The 15,105-nt window shown below is 49.3% G+C and carries 16 protein-coding genes; 8 read left to right on the top strand and 8 right to left on the bottom strand.

Translation table 11 applies throughout. The features are described 5' to 3' along the window. Positions 1–11: 11 nt before the first annotated feature. The gene (locus BGK46_RS03505; protein ID WP_084781236.1) at positions 12–1,301 is read right to left on the bottom strand and encodes a DUF945 family protein; all 1,290 of its coding nucleotides are present in this window, start codon (positions 1,299–1,301) and stop codon (positions 12–14) included. A gap of 394 nt (positions 1,302–1,695) precedes the next feature. On the opposite strand from BGK46_RS03505, the gene BGK46_RS03500 reads away from it, so the two are divergent. The 5 genes from BGK46_RS03500 (at position 1,696) to BGK46_RS03480 (ending at position 6,182) form a co-directional block, all read left to right on the top strand. Next, on the top strand, positions 1,696–2,151 hold the full coding sequence (locus tag BGK46_RS03500) for a hypothetical protein (RefSeq protein ID WP_069587092.1): 456 nt from the start codon (positions 1,696–1,698) through the stop codon (positions 2,149–2,151). Positions 2,152–2,265: 114 nt separating this feature from the next. Beyond that, on the top strand, positions 2,266–2,898 hold the full coding sequence (locus tag BGK46_RS03495; RefSeq protein WP_084781241.1) for a DedA family protein: 633 nt from the start codon (positions 2,266–2,268) through the stop codon (positions 2,896–2,898). A 148-nt stretch (positions 2,899–3,046) separates the two neighbouring features. After that, positions 3,047–5,002, top strand: a complete 1,956-nt coding sequence (locus BGK46_RS03490) for an ATP-binding protein (protein WP_069587089.1) — start codon at positions 3,047–3,049, stop codon at positions 5,000–5,002. Then, positions 4,999–5,499 (top strand): response regulator, encoded by a 501-nt coding sequence (locus tag BGK46_RS03485; protein ID WP_069587088.1) that lies wholly within the window; start codon positions 4,999–5,001, stop codon positions 5,497–5,499. The genes BGK46_RS03490 and BGK46_RS03485 overlap by 4 nt, the downstream gene beginning before the upstream one ends. Positions 5,500–5,633: 134 nt before the next feature. After that, positions 5,634–6,182 carry a hypothetical protein gene (locus tag BGK46_RS03480; RefSeq protein ID WP_069587087.1) on the top strand — a complete coding sequence of 183 codons (549 nt, stop codon included), beginning with the start codon at positions 5,634–5,636 and terminating at the stop codon, positions 6,180–6,182. Between the two features lie 86 nt (positions 6,183–6,268). On the opposite strand, the gene BGK46_RS03475 is transcribed toward BGK46_RS03480, so the two are convergent. The 3 genes from BGK46_RS03475 to BGK46_RS03465 all read right to left on the bottom strand — a co-directional run bounded on the left by BGK46_RS03475 (position 6,269) and on the right by BGK46_RS03465 (position 10,104). Further along, the gene (locus tag BGK46_RS03475; RefSeq protein ID WP_069587086.1) at positions 6,269–7,117 is read right to left on the bottom strand and encodes a universal stress protein; all 849 of its coding nucleotides are present in this window, start codon (positions 7,115–7,117) and stop codon (positions 6,269–6,271) included. An 11-nt stretch (positions 7,118–7,128) separates the two neighbouring features. Then, positions 7,129–8,643 carry a SulP family inorganic anion transporter gene (locus BGK46_RS03470; protein WP_069587084.1) on the bottom strand — a complete coding sequence of 505 codons (1,515 nt, stop codon included), beginning with the start codon at positions 8,641–8,643 and terminating at the stop codon, positions 7,129–7,131. A 273-nt stretch (positions 8,644–8,916) separates the two neighbouring features. Next, positions 8,917–10,104, bottom strand: a complete 1,188-nt coding sequence (locus BGK46_RS03465; protein WP_175418635.1) for an MFS transporter — start codon at positions 10,102–10,104, stop codon at positions 8,917–8,919. A gap of 306 nt (positions 10,105–10,410) precedes the next feature. On the opposite strand from BGK46_RS03465, the gene BGK46_RS03460 reads away from it, so the two are divergent. Further along, complete coding sequence (locus BGK46_RS03460) at positions 10,411–11,424, top strand: Preprotein translocase subunit SecY (RefSeq protein ID WP_069587082.1); 1,014 nt, start codon at positions 10,411–10,413, stop codon at positions 11,422–11,424. Here BGK46_RS03460 and BGK46_RS17370 read toward each other — a convergent pair. After that, the gene (locus BGK46_RS17370) at positions 11,421–11,609 is read right to left on the bottom strand and encodes a hypothetical protein (protein WP_139130724.1); all 189 of its coding nucleotides are present in this window, start codon (positions 11,607–11,609) and stop codon (positions 11,421–11,423) included. The two genes, BGK46_RS03460 and BGK46_RS17370, sit on opposite strands and share 4 nt — an antisense overlap. Positions 11,610–11,878: 269 nt before the next feature. On the opposite strand from BGK46_RS17370, the gene BGK46_RS03455 reads away from it, so the two are divergent. Beyond that, complete coding sequence (locus BGK46_RS03455) at positions 11,879–12,601, top strand: AzlC family ABC transporter permease (RefSeq protein WP_069587080.1); 723 nt, start codon at positions 11,879–11,881, stop codon at positions 12,599–12,601. After that, entirely contained in the window at positions 12,598–12,921 is a 324-nt protein-coding gene (locus BGK46_RS03450; protein WP_069587079.1) for an AzlD domain-containing protein, read from the top strand. The genes BGK46_RS03455 and BGK46_RS03450 overlap by 4 nt, the downstream gene beginning before the upstream one ends. Before the next feature lie 92 nt (positions 12,922–13,013). On the opposite strand, the gene BGK46_RS03445 is transcribed toward BGK46_RS03450, so the two are convergent. From BGK46_RS03445 to BGK46_RS03435, 3 genes are all read right to left on the bottom strand, one after another. Next, positions 13,014–14,183, bottom strand: coding sequence for a methyl-accepting chemotaxis protein (locus BGK46_RS03445; protein WP_069587078.1), 1,170 nt, complete (start codon positions 14,181–14,183; stop codon positions 13,014–13,016). A 305-nt stretch (positions 14,184–14,488) separates the two neighbouring features. Continuing rightward, complete coding sequence (locus BGK46_RS03440) at positions 14,489–14,779, bottom strand: YrhK family protein (protein ID WP_069587077.1); 291 nt, start codon at positions 14,777–14,779, stop codon at positions 14,489–14,491. Positions 14,780–14,802: 23 nt separating this feature from the next. Then, a complete protein-coding gene (locus tag BGK46_RS03435; protein ID WP_069587075.1) occupies positions 14,803–15,036 on the bottom strand; it encodes a DUF3955 domain-containing protein in 234 nt (77 codons plus the stop codon). Between the last annotated feature and the right edge of the window lie 69 nt (positions 15,037–15,105).

Below are 15,105 nucleotides of genomic sequence, written 5' to 3'. Positions count from 1 at the left end.
CAGTGATTGTGTTAGATCATTAACATCGCAAATAGCATCAGCGGCATCGACTCGCCATTGCTAGACACAATTTGATTACCTTCAATGGTGGCAGCGAGCTCAAACTGTCCCTCATTCATCGTCGCGTATCCCGCTTTGATCAACTGCTGTTTTTTCGCCTGCCATTGCGGCTGGCTTAGCAATGCATCTGGCACGGTAATGTCGATATTGCCTGACAAACGGCTGACCAAGGCATTTAAGTCTAACTGCGCATCGGCTTGTGGGTCCGCTTTGGCTAGGTTCAGCGCAACATTAGCGCTTACATCGCCATCCGGTAAGGTGATGCTCGCCGGTGCAATATCTAACGCTAGTCCTTGCTGTAATAGCGTCATCATCGCTTGATCCAGTGCGTCAACTTGCTCTGGGTTCTCAAGATCAGATGATAGGCCGGCGATCGTCGCCATCGCCTGATAGTCTAGTCCTTTCGCATCAAAGACCAACGCGATGTTGCGCCATTCACTGTTATCCGGCAACGTAAATGAAGACACGGTAATGCGGTTCGCATTATCAATGCGCGCGCGTGTGTTTTCGTCTGCATTGACCATTTGGTTACTGATCTGAATTTGACTTTTTCCGACTCGATAAGCTTGGTTGCTGGTATCAACCAGACGCATGCCTTCAACCGAGAATGCCTGCTCACCAATCCAAAGGTCATCTTGCAAATAACCCCGTCCTTGACCTTTAGCCGTATCGATTTTTATCTGCTCGCCGTTATCGGCATTCAGCGCCGCCGCTGGCCAGTTAAAATCGAAGGTAATTTCACCATCGCGTGCCAAGCTCCCCATCAAGGTGAGCTCGCTGGCTGTCAGATTCTTGCTCTCATTCGTGAATGAGAAAGGCGCGACGGTCAACTGATAATCCGACGCTCCTGTCACAAGCGTTTCCATGTCCAACCGGATAGGGGTCGGGTTACCCGGCCATAGGCGCTGGGTGAGTGTTTGTAGCTCGGGGGTCAACACTAAGGTATTAGTCGATGATACGCCGAGCACACCGTGCGTGATCTCTGAGGAAAGATCATACTCACTGGGCAGGCCCGCTTCTTCTAAGGCTAGCTTGACGTCACCTTTAAAGTGCAAACGCGTCACAGCACGAGAATCAAGGTAACCGCGATGGTATTCCCGTTGTTCTACCATAATGTCTGGCGAACTAAATTGTGCCACTTCTCGCTCATACATAGATTGCGCGATTTGACCGGTGGCAAACGGCCAACATGCCGCCACCGCAACAGCGCCAGCCATGGCGCCGTATTTTCCTAGAAACATATCTTTTGCCCTCAAGGCACTCGAAAAGCTCTAGTGTAACCAAAAATAGACGATGACGATAACAATGACATGGCATCCTGCGTGACGGGCGAAAACCGCCGATACAACATTCCGAACCTTTTTACATGAGAAACCATATACCTCACTGATTTTTATCACTTAAAAAGCAAATCCACATCGGTAATTATTTTATAAAATAGCATTAGATCTCCCAGCCACCTCACGCTATGATGATTCGTCCTACTTGCAAGCCTTCCCGGCATAATGAGGCAGGAAAACACTACCATTGACGCGTCTCTCACCGCTTAGATGAAGGCTCAAATTATTCATACGGGCATCACTATGCCCGACGTGTTCAATGCGATCGACGTTTGATTCTCAGAGGCACATTTCGATGTATGTATTCGCGCGTTTTCGGTATGCGTGGAATAGCGGACAGCGCGGCGTCAGCGTCGGCCTCTCATGTTTAATGGCTGCGCTGGCCGTTTTTGTATTGGTCCTCGCCGCGTCGCCACCTCCTTTGCATGCCGCGCCATACGTCACCTCGCCCTTTGGCTATCTCATTGCTGATTCGACCGTGGTACCCCACAGCCACCATCACCCTGATATGGCATGCTTGGTAAGTCGCCTTGGACTGTCACGAGCAACAAATGACAGCGACAGCCCCGGCGATGACAAAAACTCACATAACCCGACTAGTCACCTTGTGGACACGTGTGGCACGTTTTTGCACTTCGCAACACACTTCATGCAAGTATTGGCGTGTCAAAGACAGCAACAGACATTAACGGTTGTTGTGCCTCGATTACTGCAGTTTCCTCACCTATTCGCACGCTATGCACATGCCTAGTTTTTTCACCATAAGTTATTGAAAAACGTGAATAGGTTTGATGAGGAAATAGTCTTGGACGCTTTATCTGTATTTTCTGCATTATGGAATCATGATCTCGCTGCACTGCAGCACATGGATCTGTCATTGCTTTATGTTTGTGTCGGCTTGTTAGTATTCGCAGAAAGCGGCTTTTTACCCGCCGCGCCCTTACCCTGCGACAGCGTTATTGTGCTTTGTGGGAGTTTGGCGGCTTTTGGCGTCTTCCACCTCTACGTGATCATATTAATTCTAATCATGGCTGGCTGGTTAGGCAGCGCAATGGCCTTTTATCAAGGACAACGATTAAAAGAGTGGCGGTGGGTATCTCATTGGTTGAATAAAGTGCCTGCCAAGCATTTGCAGCGAGCCGACGCGTTAATCGGCCGATATGGTCTGCATGCCATGTTTGTCGCACGTTTTTTACCCGTGGTACGGTCGCTACTCCCGATGATGATAGGGTTAAGGCAAGGGCTATCACTGCCCCGTTTCTTGATTCGTTCGCTCTGCAACGCGGTTTTTTGGATCTGTCTGTTAGTCTTATCAGGCTATGCCATTTCATACCTGCCGCCCAAACTGGCTGGTCTCGTTAATCATCTTTTGATTATTGCGCCACTGATGACATTAGTGATTGCCAGCCTCAGTCTGTTGGTCGGATGGTTGTTCCACCGCCGTACGCGTAAACGCCGCAGCCAACTCACCACCGAACAGGAAACCTTGATCGAGTAATACTAAGTACAAGGCGTCAGCACATCGTGGGTTGGCGCCTATTTTGTGTAAGGATGTGACAAAGTGCGTTATTGTCGACCGATTCGCATCATCGCTGGCTAAATCCGCTTACAATGCAAAGCATTGAGCAGAAATTCAGCGATTCCTTATGAATGCCTATGTGATTTTGTGCGTCGACCACGATCCCATCATTATCGAGAAGCTCACTCACGATTTAGCCCCTTTTCGGGATGTTTTCGATCTGTGTAGTGCCGATAACCCTGATGACGCCAACGCACTTCTTGATGAATGTCAGCATCAAGGTCAACAAGTGGCAATGTTGATTTGTCATAATCAACCCGGTGATGACAGTGGCATCAATATGCTCGTCAACATCGATAATCACCCAGCTAGCATCGGTGCGCGCACTCTATTGCTCAGTGATGCGCCACAGTATGATGCCATTTTGCAGGCGGTGAATGAGGGACGGTTAAACTATTGCATGCACAAGCCTTGGCGTCGGGATGAACTACAACGCGTGGCCGAAAAAGAGCTAACCACCTATGTGTTACGCTACTGCCAGCATGATTTACTCCGCTATGCTGAAGCGCTCGATCACCGCGCCTTGCTTGATGCACAAGTGGAACGCGAAATTAACCAGTTCCAATCTCAGCTGTTCTCCCCCTCAAGTAGTGACACCCGCGCCATTGCCGACAAAGTAATTCAAGGTCTCTATGCTTTTTTCGAAGGGAATGATGAAAGCAAAGCGTGTCGCACTTACAGCCCTCACCATGTTCTTACCAAAGAAAATCAACCCAATGCATTTCTCTGGTTTATTGCCGAAGGCGAAGTGGGGTTATACAAAACCGATGACGATAGCCAAGAGCATCATGTTTCTACTCTAAAAGCAGGCAGCTTGATCGGCAGCATGTCATTTGTCACCGGCGAAGTGTCTTTCTCAACGGCCCGCACTTTGACTCGCACCCAAGTGATCAAAATTGACCACGAACTGTTTGCCAAAATCATGCGTAGCCGCTCGGAGCTATTGCCGCTGTTTATCCAGCACCTACTACTGCATTTTAACCAGCGCTTAAAGCGCAGTATTGGCACCGAAATTCAATTGCAACAAACCCTCGCCTCATTGGACGCCGCCAATCAGCAATTGGTCGAGAAGGAAAAAATGGCGTTGCTTGGGCAACTCGTGGCCGGTGTCGCCCATGAGCTAAACAATCCCGTGTCGGCCATTCTGAGAAATAGCGACGCCCTCGGTGATGCATTACAAGCGGTCGCACAAGCACCATTAACGCCTGATAGCCTTGAGCAAGCACTCACATTATTGCAGACGAACCGCGAAGCTACGCCTCTCTCGACGGCTCAAGCACGCGCCTACACTCAAAACTTAACCGACCAAGTCGGCGATCGTCATCTTGCCCGTGATATAGTCGGGATGGGACTGTATCAAGCTGATGAGGTCTCGCACTGGCAACAGCAACTGGGCGATGCCTTCTCGCCCACGGTGGAAATCTGGCGACAATACGCCCGCTGCGGCCGCTTGCTGCGTTCAAACCATGTCTGTGCCCAACGCATTGCCGATTTAGTCAAAAGCTTACGGACCTATGCGCGCCAAGATACTGAGCAGCGTCAGCGCACCCAGCTGCTGGAAGGCATTGAAGACACCCTGACCTTATTTGAGCATCGACTGAAACCCCATCAGTTGGACAAACGCTACCACCCATTGCCGGAAATTGTCGCCCAGCCCTACGCGCTGGCGCAAGTGTGGACCAACTTAATCGCCAATGCGCTCGACGCCATGCCAGAGCCCGGCACACTCACGGTACAAACCGACCTTGTCGATAACGATGAAGCAAGTTACATCCAAGTCGCGATTTCAGATACCGGCGTGGGCATGACGCCAGAGCAACAAGAAAAAATCTTTGCCTTAAACTACACCACCAAACGCGAGGGCCACTTTGGCTTGGGCATTGGTCTGACCGTGTGCCAACAAATTATCCAGCAACATGGTGGTGATATTCGTGTGTCATCTGTTCAGCAACAAGGCACCACCATGACAGTGACACTGCCCGTTTCGCTCTCCCCTGCTACCCGTAAGGAGCCCCAGTTATGAGCCAGTATATGATTTTATGCGTGGATGACGAACGTGACGTGCTTGATAGCGTCATGGATGACTTACAAAGCTTTTCTGATCATTTTGAGTTAGAAGCCGCAGAGTCGGTTGCAGAAGCACGCGATGTGATTGAGCAAATGGCGGCGCAAGGCACGCAATTGGCACTTATCCTGTGTGATCACATTATGCCAGGTGAACTTGGCGTCGATTTTTTGATTGAGTTGGCGAAACAACCGCAAACCGCAGGGGCGCGTAAACTGCTTCTCACCGGCCAAGCGGGACTGGAAGACACAGTATCGGCGATTAACCACGCCAGTTTACATTACTACATTGCTAAACCATGGCAAAAAGCGACGCTTACCAGCGTAGTCACTGATCAATTAACCAGCTTTATGATTGAGCACGAACCAAACCTGTTGCCATGGACCAGTGTACTTGATACGCCAAGACTCGTGGACGCCATCAACAAGCATAAATTCGAGGTGGGCGGCGAATAAGCGCTTTTTGCCTGAATACCCGCCATTGGGTCAGAAATCGGTAAAAAAGCCACGTCTGCAACACGGATGTGCTTGTTTATTCGTTCAATCGTCTTATAGAATGATTTCAACACCAATAACAAGTGGAATTGATAATGCGTAAATCTCTATTAGCCGGCGCTATTGTCGCTCTGGCCTCATTCAGCGCCGCGGCCAATGAAGACGACGCCAGCCTGAGCACCATGAGTAACTTCAGTTACGATTACGTTGAAGGGCGCATTGGTGTCAGCCCACTCACCTATGGTGCAGGATTTAGCATGTCTATCCATCCTAATGCACACATTCGCGTTGAGGCAGACACCGAGTTTGATTCAGACTGGGATACATCAGCTGGGATTGGCTTTCATGCCCCGATTAACAACTGGGCAGACCTGACCGGTGAGCTGCTTGCTCGTGGCGTGAACAAAAAGGATTACGACAGTGATGTGGGCCTAGAAGTGAACCTAGGTATCCGTCAGTGGTTGGGTCCACAGGTAGAAGTTGGCGGCCAAATTGGTTTGCTCACCGTTGATGACGAAGAAGATACCTTTGGCTCTGCATACGGCCGTTTCCACGCCACCGAACTCTTTTCTTTGGGTGCAGAGTATCGTGTAAACGAGTGGTATGGCGACCAATTTATGTTTACCACACGCTTTAAGTACTGATCCCCAAACGTACTAAAGACAAACGGTCAACAGATACAAAAAAACCCGCATCATGCGGGTTTTTATTTGCTTGCTATCCGGCACGGTTAGCGGATCAACAGCATAGGCACCGTTGATTCAACCAGCAGCTTGGTGGTGTTGCTGCCCAAAAAGAACTGACGCAGTTTCGAGTGACCATAAGCCCCCATCACAATCAGTCCAACTTGGTTGGCCGCTTGATAGTCTAGGATAGCGCGGTGCACCTCACCGGTTAACTGCACTTCAACCACATCGACACCCGCCGTTTTCAAGCGCTCTGCCGCACGTTTAAACGCTGCCAGCTTTTCTTGTGAGTCTTCTACCATCACCAAATGACATGTCATGTCTGCCAACAGCGGCGTGCTCAAGGCTTTTTCTACCAACTTTTCGCTGATGTCGCTACCATCAAAGGCCAATAAGTAAGACTCTGGCGCACTGAACTCACCATTCGCGACCAAGGTATGCGCCTTGATGGAGCGGATCACACTTTCCAGCTGCGATCCAATCGCTTTGGTATCGTTTTGATGCAATTCACCCGATTTACCCAATACCAAAACACGAGTTTGTGGCTCAAGCTCAAGTAATGTTTCTACTAAATGGCCGTGGCGTTGCAGCTTACGCACATCGTCCAGCCCTTTGGCTTTCGCGTCGTCTTCCAGCTCAGACAGCAGCGCTTTGCCGTGTTTCATGGCTAGCTTGGCACGCTGCTCATCCAGCTCCACCAGTTCTTGCAACAGTTGTTCACGGCTCCCGACTCCTAGGTTACCTGAAAGCTCAGGTTCCGCTGGGTGTGAGGACTTATCCAACACGTGTAATAGCGTCAACGGCACAGAAAGGCGCTTGGCTGCCCAAATGCTCAAGTCTGCGACTTGCTTTGAATAATGCGGGCCATCTACGCACGCGGTAATTTGTTCCATGGTCGGTCTCCTTAGTGGCCAGCCATCATTTTTTCAACTTCTTCCGGCTTATCGTGCACGCCGAACTTATCGACGATGGTCGCAGTCGCATCATTCATACCCACGATGTTGACTTCAGTGCCTTCACGACGGAATTTAATCACCACCTTGTCGAGTACAGACACAGACGTAATATCCCAGAAGTGCGCTGCAGAGAGATCGATGGTGACACGCTCCACCGCTTCTTTGAAGTCAAACGATGATAAAAATTGATCTGACGAGGCAAAAAAGACTTGGCCAACAACGCGATACGTGCGCTCGTCGCCATTGTCTGTATTGTCGCTTTTGACCACCATAAAACGACCAATCTTGTTGGCGAAAAATAGCGCCGCGAGTAACACACCGACAAACACACCAATCGCCAAGTTATGGGTAAACACAACCACGGCAACGGTCGTCAGCATAACGATATTGGTCGACAGTGGGTGTGACTTCAGATTAATGATGGACTCCCAAGAGAAGGTACCGATCGAAACCATAATCATGACCGCGACCAACGCAGCCATCGGAATCTGGCTAATCCAATCGCTGAGGAACACCACCATGATTAGCAGCAAAGTACCGGCGATAAAGGTCGATAGACGTCCGCGGCCACCCGATTTCACGTTGATAACGGACTGACCAATCATCGCACAACCGGCCATACCACCAAGAAAACCGGTCGCAATGTTAGCCACACCTTGGCCTTTACATTCACGGTTTTTATCGCTGCTGGTATCGGTCAAATCGTCCACGATAGTGGCGGTCATCATCGATTCCAACAAGCCAACCACCGCCAGTCCCGCAGAGTATGGGAAGATAATCGCCAGCGTGTCCCAGTTTAGCGGTACGTCCGGCCACAAGAATACAGGTAAGGTATCCGGCAGCTCACCCATATCTCCGACGGTACGTAAATCAAGGTTGTATGTCATCGCGATACCGGTAAGGACCAAAATACACACCAACGGAGAAGGAATGGCTTTACCAATACGCGGGATATAAGGAAACAAATAGATAATGCCAAGGCCCGCTAACGTCATTGGGTATACATGCCAGAGGATGTCGCCCTCGCGCATGATCTCGGGGCCAAACAGCTCAGGGAGTTGCGCCATAAAAATCAAAATCGCCAAGGCGTTCACAAACCCTGTCACCACTGAGCGCGAGACAAAACGCATCAGGTTGCCGAGTTTTAGATAACCCGCACCGATCTGCAAAATACCGGTAAGCACGGTAGCGGCAAGTAAGTATTGCAAGCCATGCTCTTTCACCAAGGTGACCATCAGCAATGCCATCGCACCGGTGGCTGCCGAGATCATCCCCGGACGACCGCCTACAAAGGCAATGATCACGGCGATACTGAACGAGGCATACAGACCGACTTTGGGATCAACGCCGGCAATAATCGAAAAGGCAATCGCTTCAGGAATCAAAGCCAATGCCACTACGATACCCGCGAGGATATCGCCGCGTACATTGGAGAACCAATCACGCTGAATTCTATCTATCATGAACGTCTCTATAAATTGGGATTAAAAAGTGATGTCGCGTTCTGATCTCGGGCCTGCTGCAACCCAGAAAATCAAAAGGCGTGATCCTAGTCAGTTATTAACCAAGCGTCAACCGTCACATTTTTATCAATAAAAGACGTTATTCCGATAAATCAAACCGTTATTGGGTTGATGTGATATTTTTAGCGTAGATTTATTGCCATCTTTTCTTGATACGCGCTTTTCCGTATTGTCTGGGCCAGTGATTGGTCATCAATCACCATACGATTAGACTTACAAGCGCGGATAGACGGGCACGAGCAGAACGGTAAACACCAGAATAAGCCCAGCAAGCGCATAAACCAATTGATTGAGTGTCCATCCAATGTCAATCACGATACCAAATACCCAAGGCGCTAATGCGGTGGAAAGGATCATCATGCCCGTGACCAAAGAGCGAATGGCACCAATATGCGAGACTCCGTACATTTCCGCCCATAAGGTATTAATCACCGGATTGGTTGCACCAATCGCTAAACCAAAAAGGCACATAAAAAGCGGCGCCGCTAAGGTGTGATTGACGCTGGCAATCACCATCAACCCAAGTAACAGTGGAATGGGGATTAAGATAAGTACATTTCGCGAACGGTATTTATCAATCAAGCTGCCTGATATCACTGAACTTAGCCAATGCACGGCACCGTAAAATACGAAACTGCCCGCTAACACGCTAGGTGTCCACCGTTTCGCTTCTAAGATAAAGTCCTGTTGGATAAAGACGCCGGTGACCAAAAACGGCGTCACCAAGGCTATCGGTATGATCATCCAAAACCGCCAGTCGCGAATAACTTGACGCCGACTCGCATCACTGGCGTGGTTTTGATTATCTGCCTCAATACGCGTTCGTTTAAGGTCTGCTTTTCGGATCAGCAATAGCACTAATGGTAAAAACACCACTAACAGGGTGGCACCAATGAACAACCAGCTTTCACGCCAGCCTAAAAACGCGATTAAGCCAATGACGATTGAGGGTAAAACCACCTCGCCAATGGCGACACCACTGCCGACTAAGCTAATGGCTTTACCTTTATCCTGCTGCGCACGCTTAATCACAGTGGCTTGCGCAATGTGAGGTAAAAAACCTTGTCCACAAAACCGCAGTAAGAAAAAAACCAGCAGCAGCCCTACCACACTATCAACGGCATACATCAACGCACACGCGACCATCAGTAACGTGGCAAAAAAGATCAGTAATTTGTCGACCCGCACCCGATCGACCACACCACCAAAGCTAATCACCAACACACTACTGGTCATGGTCGCAATAGCGTAAATCCCGCCGTAGGTTGCATCGCTCAACAACAGCGCATCTTTAATACTGCTGCCATACCAACTGATGAAAAACGATTGACCAATGTTGCCAAAAAAGATCGATAGAAAGCCAAAGGCAATTAACGGCCATTGGTGCTTAATTAATGTCACATACGATCGCGCTAGCATATGCTCCCGTTGTCCCCTGTCATTCCATTTTGAAACGTCATATATCAACACGCCTTCAAGGGTTTACTTAATGCATGAGATGAAAGCTGACTATGACATGCCTGCACGGAAGAAGAAATGAAACCCGACCTGCTTACATTGGTTTTGTGATGCCTTTTAATCCACATTGGCGATGAATCAATCGCTTATTCATGTTTTCACCGCTTACTGACACACAAACAGACTGAGATGCGCTAGGCTTTGCGCCCTCTCAATATCACAGACAATAACAACAATATGAATCCAGTCATGTCAGCGCCAACCAAGATGGCGTTACGCTTCCCCAAAGGGCGATTCGCCATGTTGAGTGTGTACAGCTTTACCGGTGCCGCTATTGTGGCTTCTACCATTTTTTCCCTGCTGCTGTTCTTATCCCTTGACGACAACCCGCTAATGCAATGGTTGTTCGGGGCATTGGCAGTGATTTTTGAAGCGGGTAAGTTTTACGCATGGTACGAGTTTGGTGAGCGTCGGGCGCACGGCAACTATGTGGGTGCCTTATCAGCCTTGGCTTTTTATCTCATTTTGGCCTTAATCTCGATCGGAGGCAGTATTGGCGGTATCAATAGTGCCACCAATGCTGCGCAAAGTGAGCAGCGCCAAGCCCAAGCGCAGATTGACGCTTATAATCGGCAAATCGACGCTATCGAGCAACAAATCACATTGAATAATCAAGCCGCTGAGCGTTATATCGAATTGGATAGAATTGCGACTGGTGTGGCGCGATTACAAAAAGAAAACAATCAATTACGTAAAGAGCAACAGCAACTCGCGTTCGAGCGCGATAGTTTGCCCGCGGTGGCACAGGGATCCATCTTGGGATTGATTAGCAACCTTGCTAACACATTAGGCATCAGCGCCGATCAAGCCCAATCTTGGCTGGTGATTTTTCTCTCTGTGTTGCTAGATTTGTTCGCCGCTTTCTTTGTCGGCGTGATTGGTGAAGAGCAGCGTTTCCGCCATTGGTATCGTCATCCACATGCCGCGCCCCCTACGCCTGTGAACACCAAGGAGTCTCCTCGCGCCAATGAGAAAAACGCGGAATCCACCACGCCGGATTCAGCGTCTCCTCAGGAGGATGCGGATGCGCCTTATGCCGATATCAAAGCCGCGTTAGCCGCCAAAACGCTACGTTGTAGCAAGAAAGCCGTGATGGCGGAGTATGCGCTTAGCCAAGAGGCTGTCGATACCCTATTTACCCACCTACAACAACAGGGATTGGTCGCCAAAAAGCCGAACCACCATTATCACTGGGTGGGTTAAGCCACCAACATCAATATACCGCTGAGTATCATGGCGGGAAGCCCACTTAAAAACAGCCACAGTCCGAGCTTGTCATCGGGCTGTGACGATGAATCGATCACCATCGCGTGTTGTTGAGCCGTGAGCGCCCGCCGTGTTACTGAATCACGATACCAATAGCGGCTTTTGTAACGACTGTACGTCACAAGCCCCGCTGCCGACCAAACGAGCCCCCCGACGTAAAATGCACACTTGGCGATGTAGATCCCTTCAGGCGATGTGGTGCTTTCATCATGTTTCCTTTCTGTGTCTGAGTGCGCTCATCCTAACTATTGATAGTCCCATCTCTTTGCGGCATGGCGGTGATGTGGTACAAACATCTTGTAAGTTTGTTAATCAGTACGTTACGTGACCTTTTAGCACCTTACCAATAAAAACAATTTACAACCAAGCAAATACAACAAAAAGGTGAACTATGCATAAGGCTGTACAAGAGGTGCATGCGCCTGAGACATCACTATGGCGCGCATTAGGCGATGTTAGTCCGCTGTGTCTCGCCGTCCTACCGTGGGGTGTACTCTGCGGTTCATTAGGGCTGCAAATGGGATTCAGTGCGCTACAAACACAAGCCATGTCATTACTGGTTTTTGCAGGGGCGGTGCAATTATCTGGCACCATGATGGTGGGCAATGCGGCAGGCTTACCGGCGGTGCTCGGTTCTACACTGGTAATTAGCGCACGGCACCTTCTCTATGGTGCCCACTTTCGGCAGTACATTACTCCCTTGCCACTTAAATGGCGTCTCGGCCTCGGTTTTTTACTAACTGATGAGATGTATGCGCTTTCAACCGCACACACCAACAAGCAGGGTAGATTTTCTAAACACTACGCCCTGTATACGGGCGCCGCGTTTTATGTCGGTTGGAATCTTGCCACCTTGGCGGGGATTCTCGCCGGTTCTCAACTGAAAGCCTTGGAATCCATCGGGCTCGATTTTGCCATTGCGGCCACCTTTATCGCACTGACCGTGCCCAGTATAAAAACCCGCCCCGTGCTGCTTTGTGCCTTGGCAAGCGGTGTCAGTATGCTGCTATTCACCTATTACCACATCCCCAATGCGTTAATCATTGCAACCGGCGTAGGTATGGTCGCGGGGCTAATGGCTGAGTCTCTACCGACACGGAGGGCAGCAACATGAGTTACTGGTTTATCATTGTCGCGATGGCGCTGATCACTTTCTCGGTACGTTATCTGTTGCTTGCACGGAGTATCCCTGTACGCATAGGTCCGCGGTTACAACGACTCCTGACCTACTCTGCACCGGCGGTTCTGACCGCGCTATGGGTACCGATTGTCTTTTTCCCTGAAGGACACCTCTCTGTCACCTTAACCAATCCTTACTTATTAAGTGCACTTTTAGCGATCGGTTTAGCGTGTACGCGCTTATCAACCCTGATGGTGGTTCTTATTTCTATTGGTGCCTTCGTGTCACTGCAACTGTGGATACTTCCACACTGACGCCATTCCGTGATGATGGGATACCACAGCGACAAAAACGGGCCTACTTGGCCCGTTTTTCTCTTCCAGCTACTTACCGTGAGAGTAATAACTTAAGCTCTCGCTCGCGTCTTTCTCAGGTTCAGCTCATCCAAATCTTGATTGAGTGACTCGGCTAATTCGCTGATTTTCTCCATATCTTGTTTGTTTTCCAACGCAATATCTGCGGCTTGTTGTCCCGATTCGGTCAATCGATTGATATTGGCAGAAATATCCGATGACACAGTACGTTGCTGCTCAATGGCGCTTGCCAGTGAGTTAATCCGGTCTGTAATGATAGAGAAGTTCTCCAGCACCCCGTCAATCGACCGCGATGTCTCGCTCGCCTGTTTCGATGCACGGTTGGCGAGCGACTCAGTCCGGTCAGAGAGCTCTGACGATTGCTTCAGACTACGGAATAATTCATTGGTCATATTATTAATTTCACTGGCCGATGATTGCGTGCGGCTAGCCAACTTTCGGACTTCATCCGCAACCACGGCAAACCCTCGTCCTTGCTCACCTGCCCGAGCGGCTTCAATGGCGGCATTTAAAGCGAGTAAGTTGGTTTGCTCAGCCACATCGGTGATAACTTCCAAGAAGTGTTCAATTTGTCCCGCACTGTGCTCAACTTTATCAAACATTTCTGCAGAGACGTTGATCGCTGATACAAGCTCGTTCAGCTCGCTCATCATCTCAAACAGCTCTCTCTGCGACTGACGTGAGCTTTCATCCACTTTTTCAGCTTCAGATGAAATGGCTTGTACGTCTTCTGACAGTGAGCCCACCGTACTGGTCATTTCTTCAATCGCTGTCGCAATGCTGTCGATCTTCTCGCTTTGCTCTTCGGTCAGGATAGCGCCTTTTTCCGCGCGCTTTTCTGAGCTGTCGGTAAAGCTATCCAGCGTATCGGCTGCCTTTTCTACGTTGCGAATCGTTTGACGCAATCGATCAACGGCTCGATTCAATGATTCTGCGACATCGGCAAATTCATCGCCATCACTGGTGCTCAATTGGGCGGCGAGATTGCCCTGAGCGAGCTCCTTGGCAAATGCGCTGACGCGTGTAATGCCTGCTGTAAAACGTTGATTAATAAACAGGGTCGCAGCTACTGCAATCATCAAGCTTAATCCGAGCACCACATATTCATTTAGCCAAGCCATATGAAATATCAACGCGGCATTTAAGCTCACCATAAGCGCATAACTTGCAATGGATATGGCTCGAATTGACACCTTTGGCATAGACTTCTTCCTCCTTTGAATGAACACCGACGCGCTCGGTGCGACGTGGAGATATCAAGAACAATGCCAACAAATAAAGACAGTACGTCGACTATAACGCCACCAATCACTTAGCGAGAAATCACGAGGAATGAAGGCAACACAGTGACAGCATTCAGCTAGATTTATAGACAATCGTTGCATTATGCGTACGAGGATAAAAATCCGTGGTAAGAGACGCATCTCTCGCCACGAATGATGTGAGGCTAGCGTATTGCAGTTTGCAACATGAGGGAGAGTAGGCCCGATGATACCGCTATATCTGACTACTCTTGATCTGGCGATGAAGTGCTAAGCGCTCGGTTTTGGACCCGCGAGACATGGACCAAACTCATCAACTTGATACTCGGTTTTAACAGCAGCTGCGCGCTCCCAACAATGAAAAGCCAGGTACCACTCTCCATCAATGCATCGTTTAAGAAGAAAAAACTGCCAATCAAAAACCAAATCGCGATTAAAAGGTCGTTAAAGGCCCCACACGCCTCATAACGACGTTGAATCACCAAATGTTTATTACCGATATCAATATCCAGTTCTCGGCCGTGACGTTCAATCATGTTGCCTCCTCTGGACCTTGGTATCAGCAATCAAGGTGTTGGCGTTTAACGATCAATACCGTTTGCACCATTTTAAACGCAAAAATCACCGCGCTCACCGCGAGGAATAGCCATGCTAGTGGGATAAACGCAAAGGGTTCTTGCAACGTGCCGTTGGCAGCAATGTTCGGAGTGGATAAATTGAACGCTAAGAGGCATCCAATGCCGAGCAGAAAGAAGATAAATGAGGTACGAAAATTTCGTAATAGGGTTAGCATAAAACCTTTTTGTTGTTGCTTCAGTGCTTAGTGTGACCAAGCTCACTGAATAAAGTTCAGTTTTATCTT

The organism is Salinivibrio sp. SS2 (genome assembly GCF_001722075.1).
In the GTDB taxonomy this organism is placed as follows: Bacteria; Pseudomonadota; Gammaproteobacteria; order Enterobacterales; family Vibrionaceae; genus Salinivibrio; species Salinivibrio proteolyticus.
The sequence above is the reverse complement of the archived record's forward strand: the minus strand, read 5'-3'. Positions and strand labels throughout refer to the sequence as shown.

Coding starts and splice junctions, on each gene's coding strand:
- BGK46_RS03505 (WP_084781236.1), bottom strand. CDS start 1,301: ATGTTTCTAGGAAAATACGGCGCCATGGCTGGCGCTGTTGCGGTGGCG.
- BGK46_RS03500 (WP_069587092.1), top strand. CDS start 1,696: ATGTATGTATTCGCGCGTTTTCGGTATGCGTGGAATAGCGGACAGCGC.
- BGK46_RS03495 (WP_084781241.1), top strand. CDS start 2,266: ATGGATCTGTCATTGCTTTATGTTTGTGTCGGCTTGTTAGTATTCGCA.
- BGK46_RS03490 (WP_069587089.1), top strand. CDS start 3,047: ATGAATGCCTATGTGATTTTGTGCGTCGACCACGATCCCATCATTATC.
- BGK46_RS03485 (WP_069587088.1), top strand. CDS start 4,999: ATGAGCCAGTATATGATTTTATGCGTGGATGACGAACGTGACGTGCTT.
- BGK46_RS03480 (WP_069587087.1), top strand. CDS start 5,634: ATGCGTAAATCTCTATTAGCCGGCGCTATTGTCGCTCTGGCCTCATTC.
- BGK46_RS03475 (WP_069587086.1), bottom strand. CDS start 7,117: ATGGAACAAATTACCGCGTGCGTAGATGGCCCGCATTATTCAAAGCAA.
- BGK46_RS03470 (WP_069587084.1), bottom strand. CDS start 8,643: ATGATAGATAGAATTCAGCGTGATTGGTTCTCCAATGTACGCGGCGAT.
- BGK46_RS03460 (WP_069587082.1), top strand. CDS start 10,411: ATGTCAGCGCCAACCAAGATGGCGTTACGCTTCCCCAAAGGGCGATTC.
- BGK46_RS03455 (WP_069587080.1), top strand. CDS start 11,879: ATGCATAAGGCTGTACAAGAGGTGCATGCGCCTGAGACATCACTATGG.
- BGK46_RS03450 (WP_069587079.1), top strand. CDS start 12,598: ATGAGTTACTGGTTTATCATTGTCGCGATGGCGCTGATCACTTTCTCG.
- BGK46_RS03445 (WP_069587078.1), bottom strand. CDS start 14,183: ATGCCAAAGGTGTCAATTCGAGCCATATCCATTGCAAGTTATGCGCTT.
- BGK46_RS03440 (WP_069587077.1), bottom strand. CDS start 14,779: ATGATTGAACGTCACGGCCGAGAACTGGATATTGATATCGGTAATAAA.
- BGK46_RS03435 (WP_069587075.1), bottom strand. CDS start 15,036: ATGCTAACCCTATTACGAAATTTTCGTACCTCATTTATCTTCTTTCTG.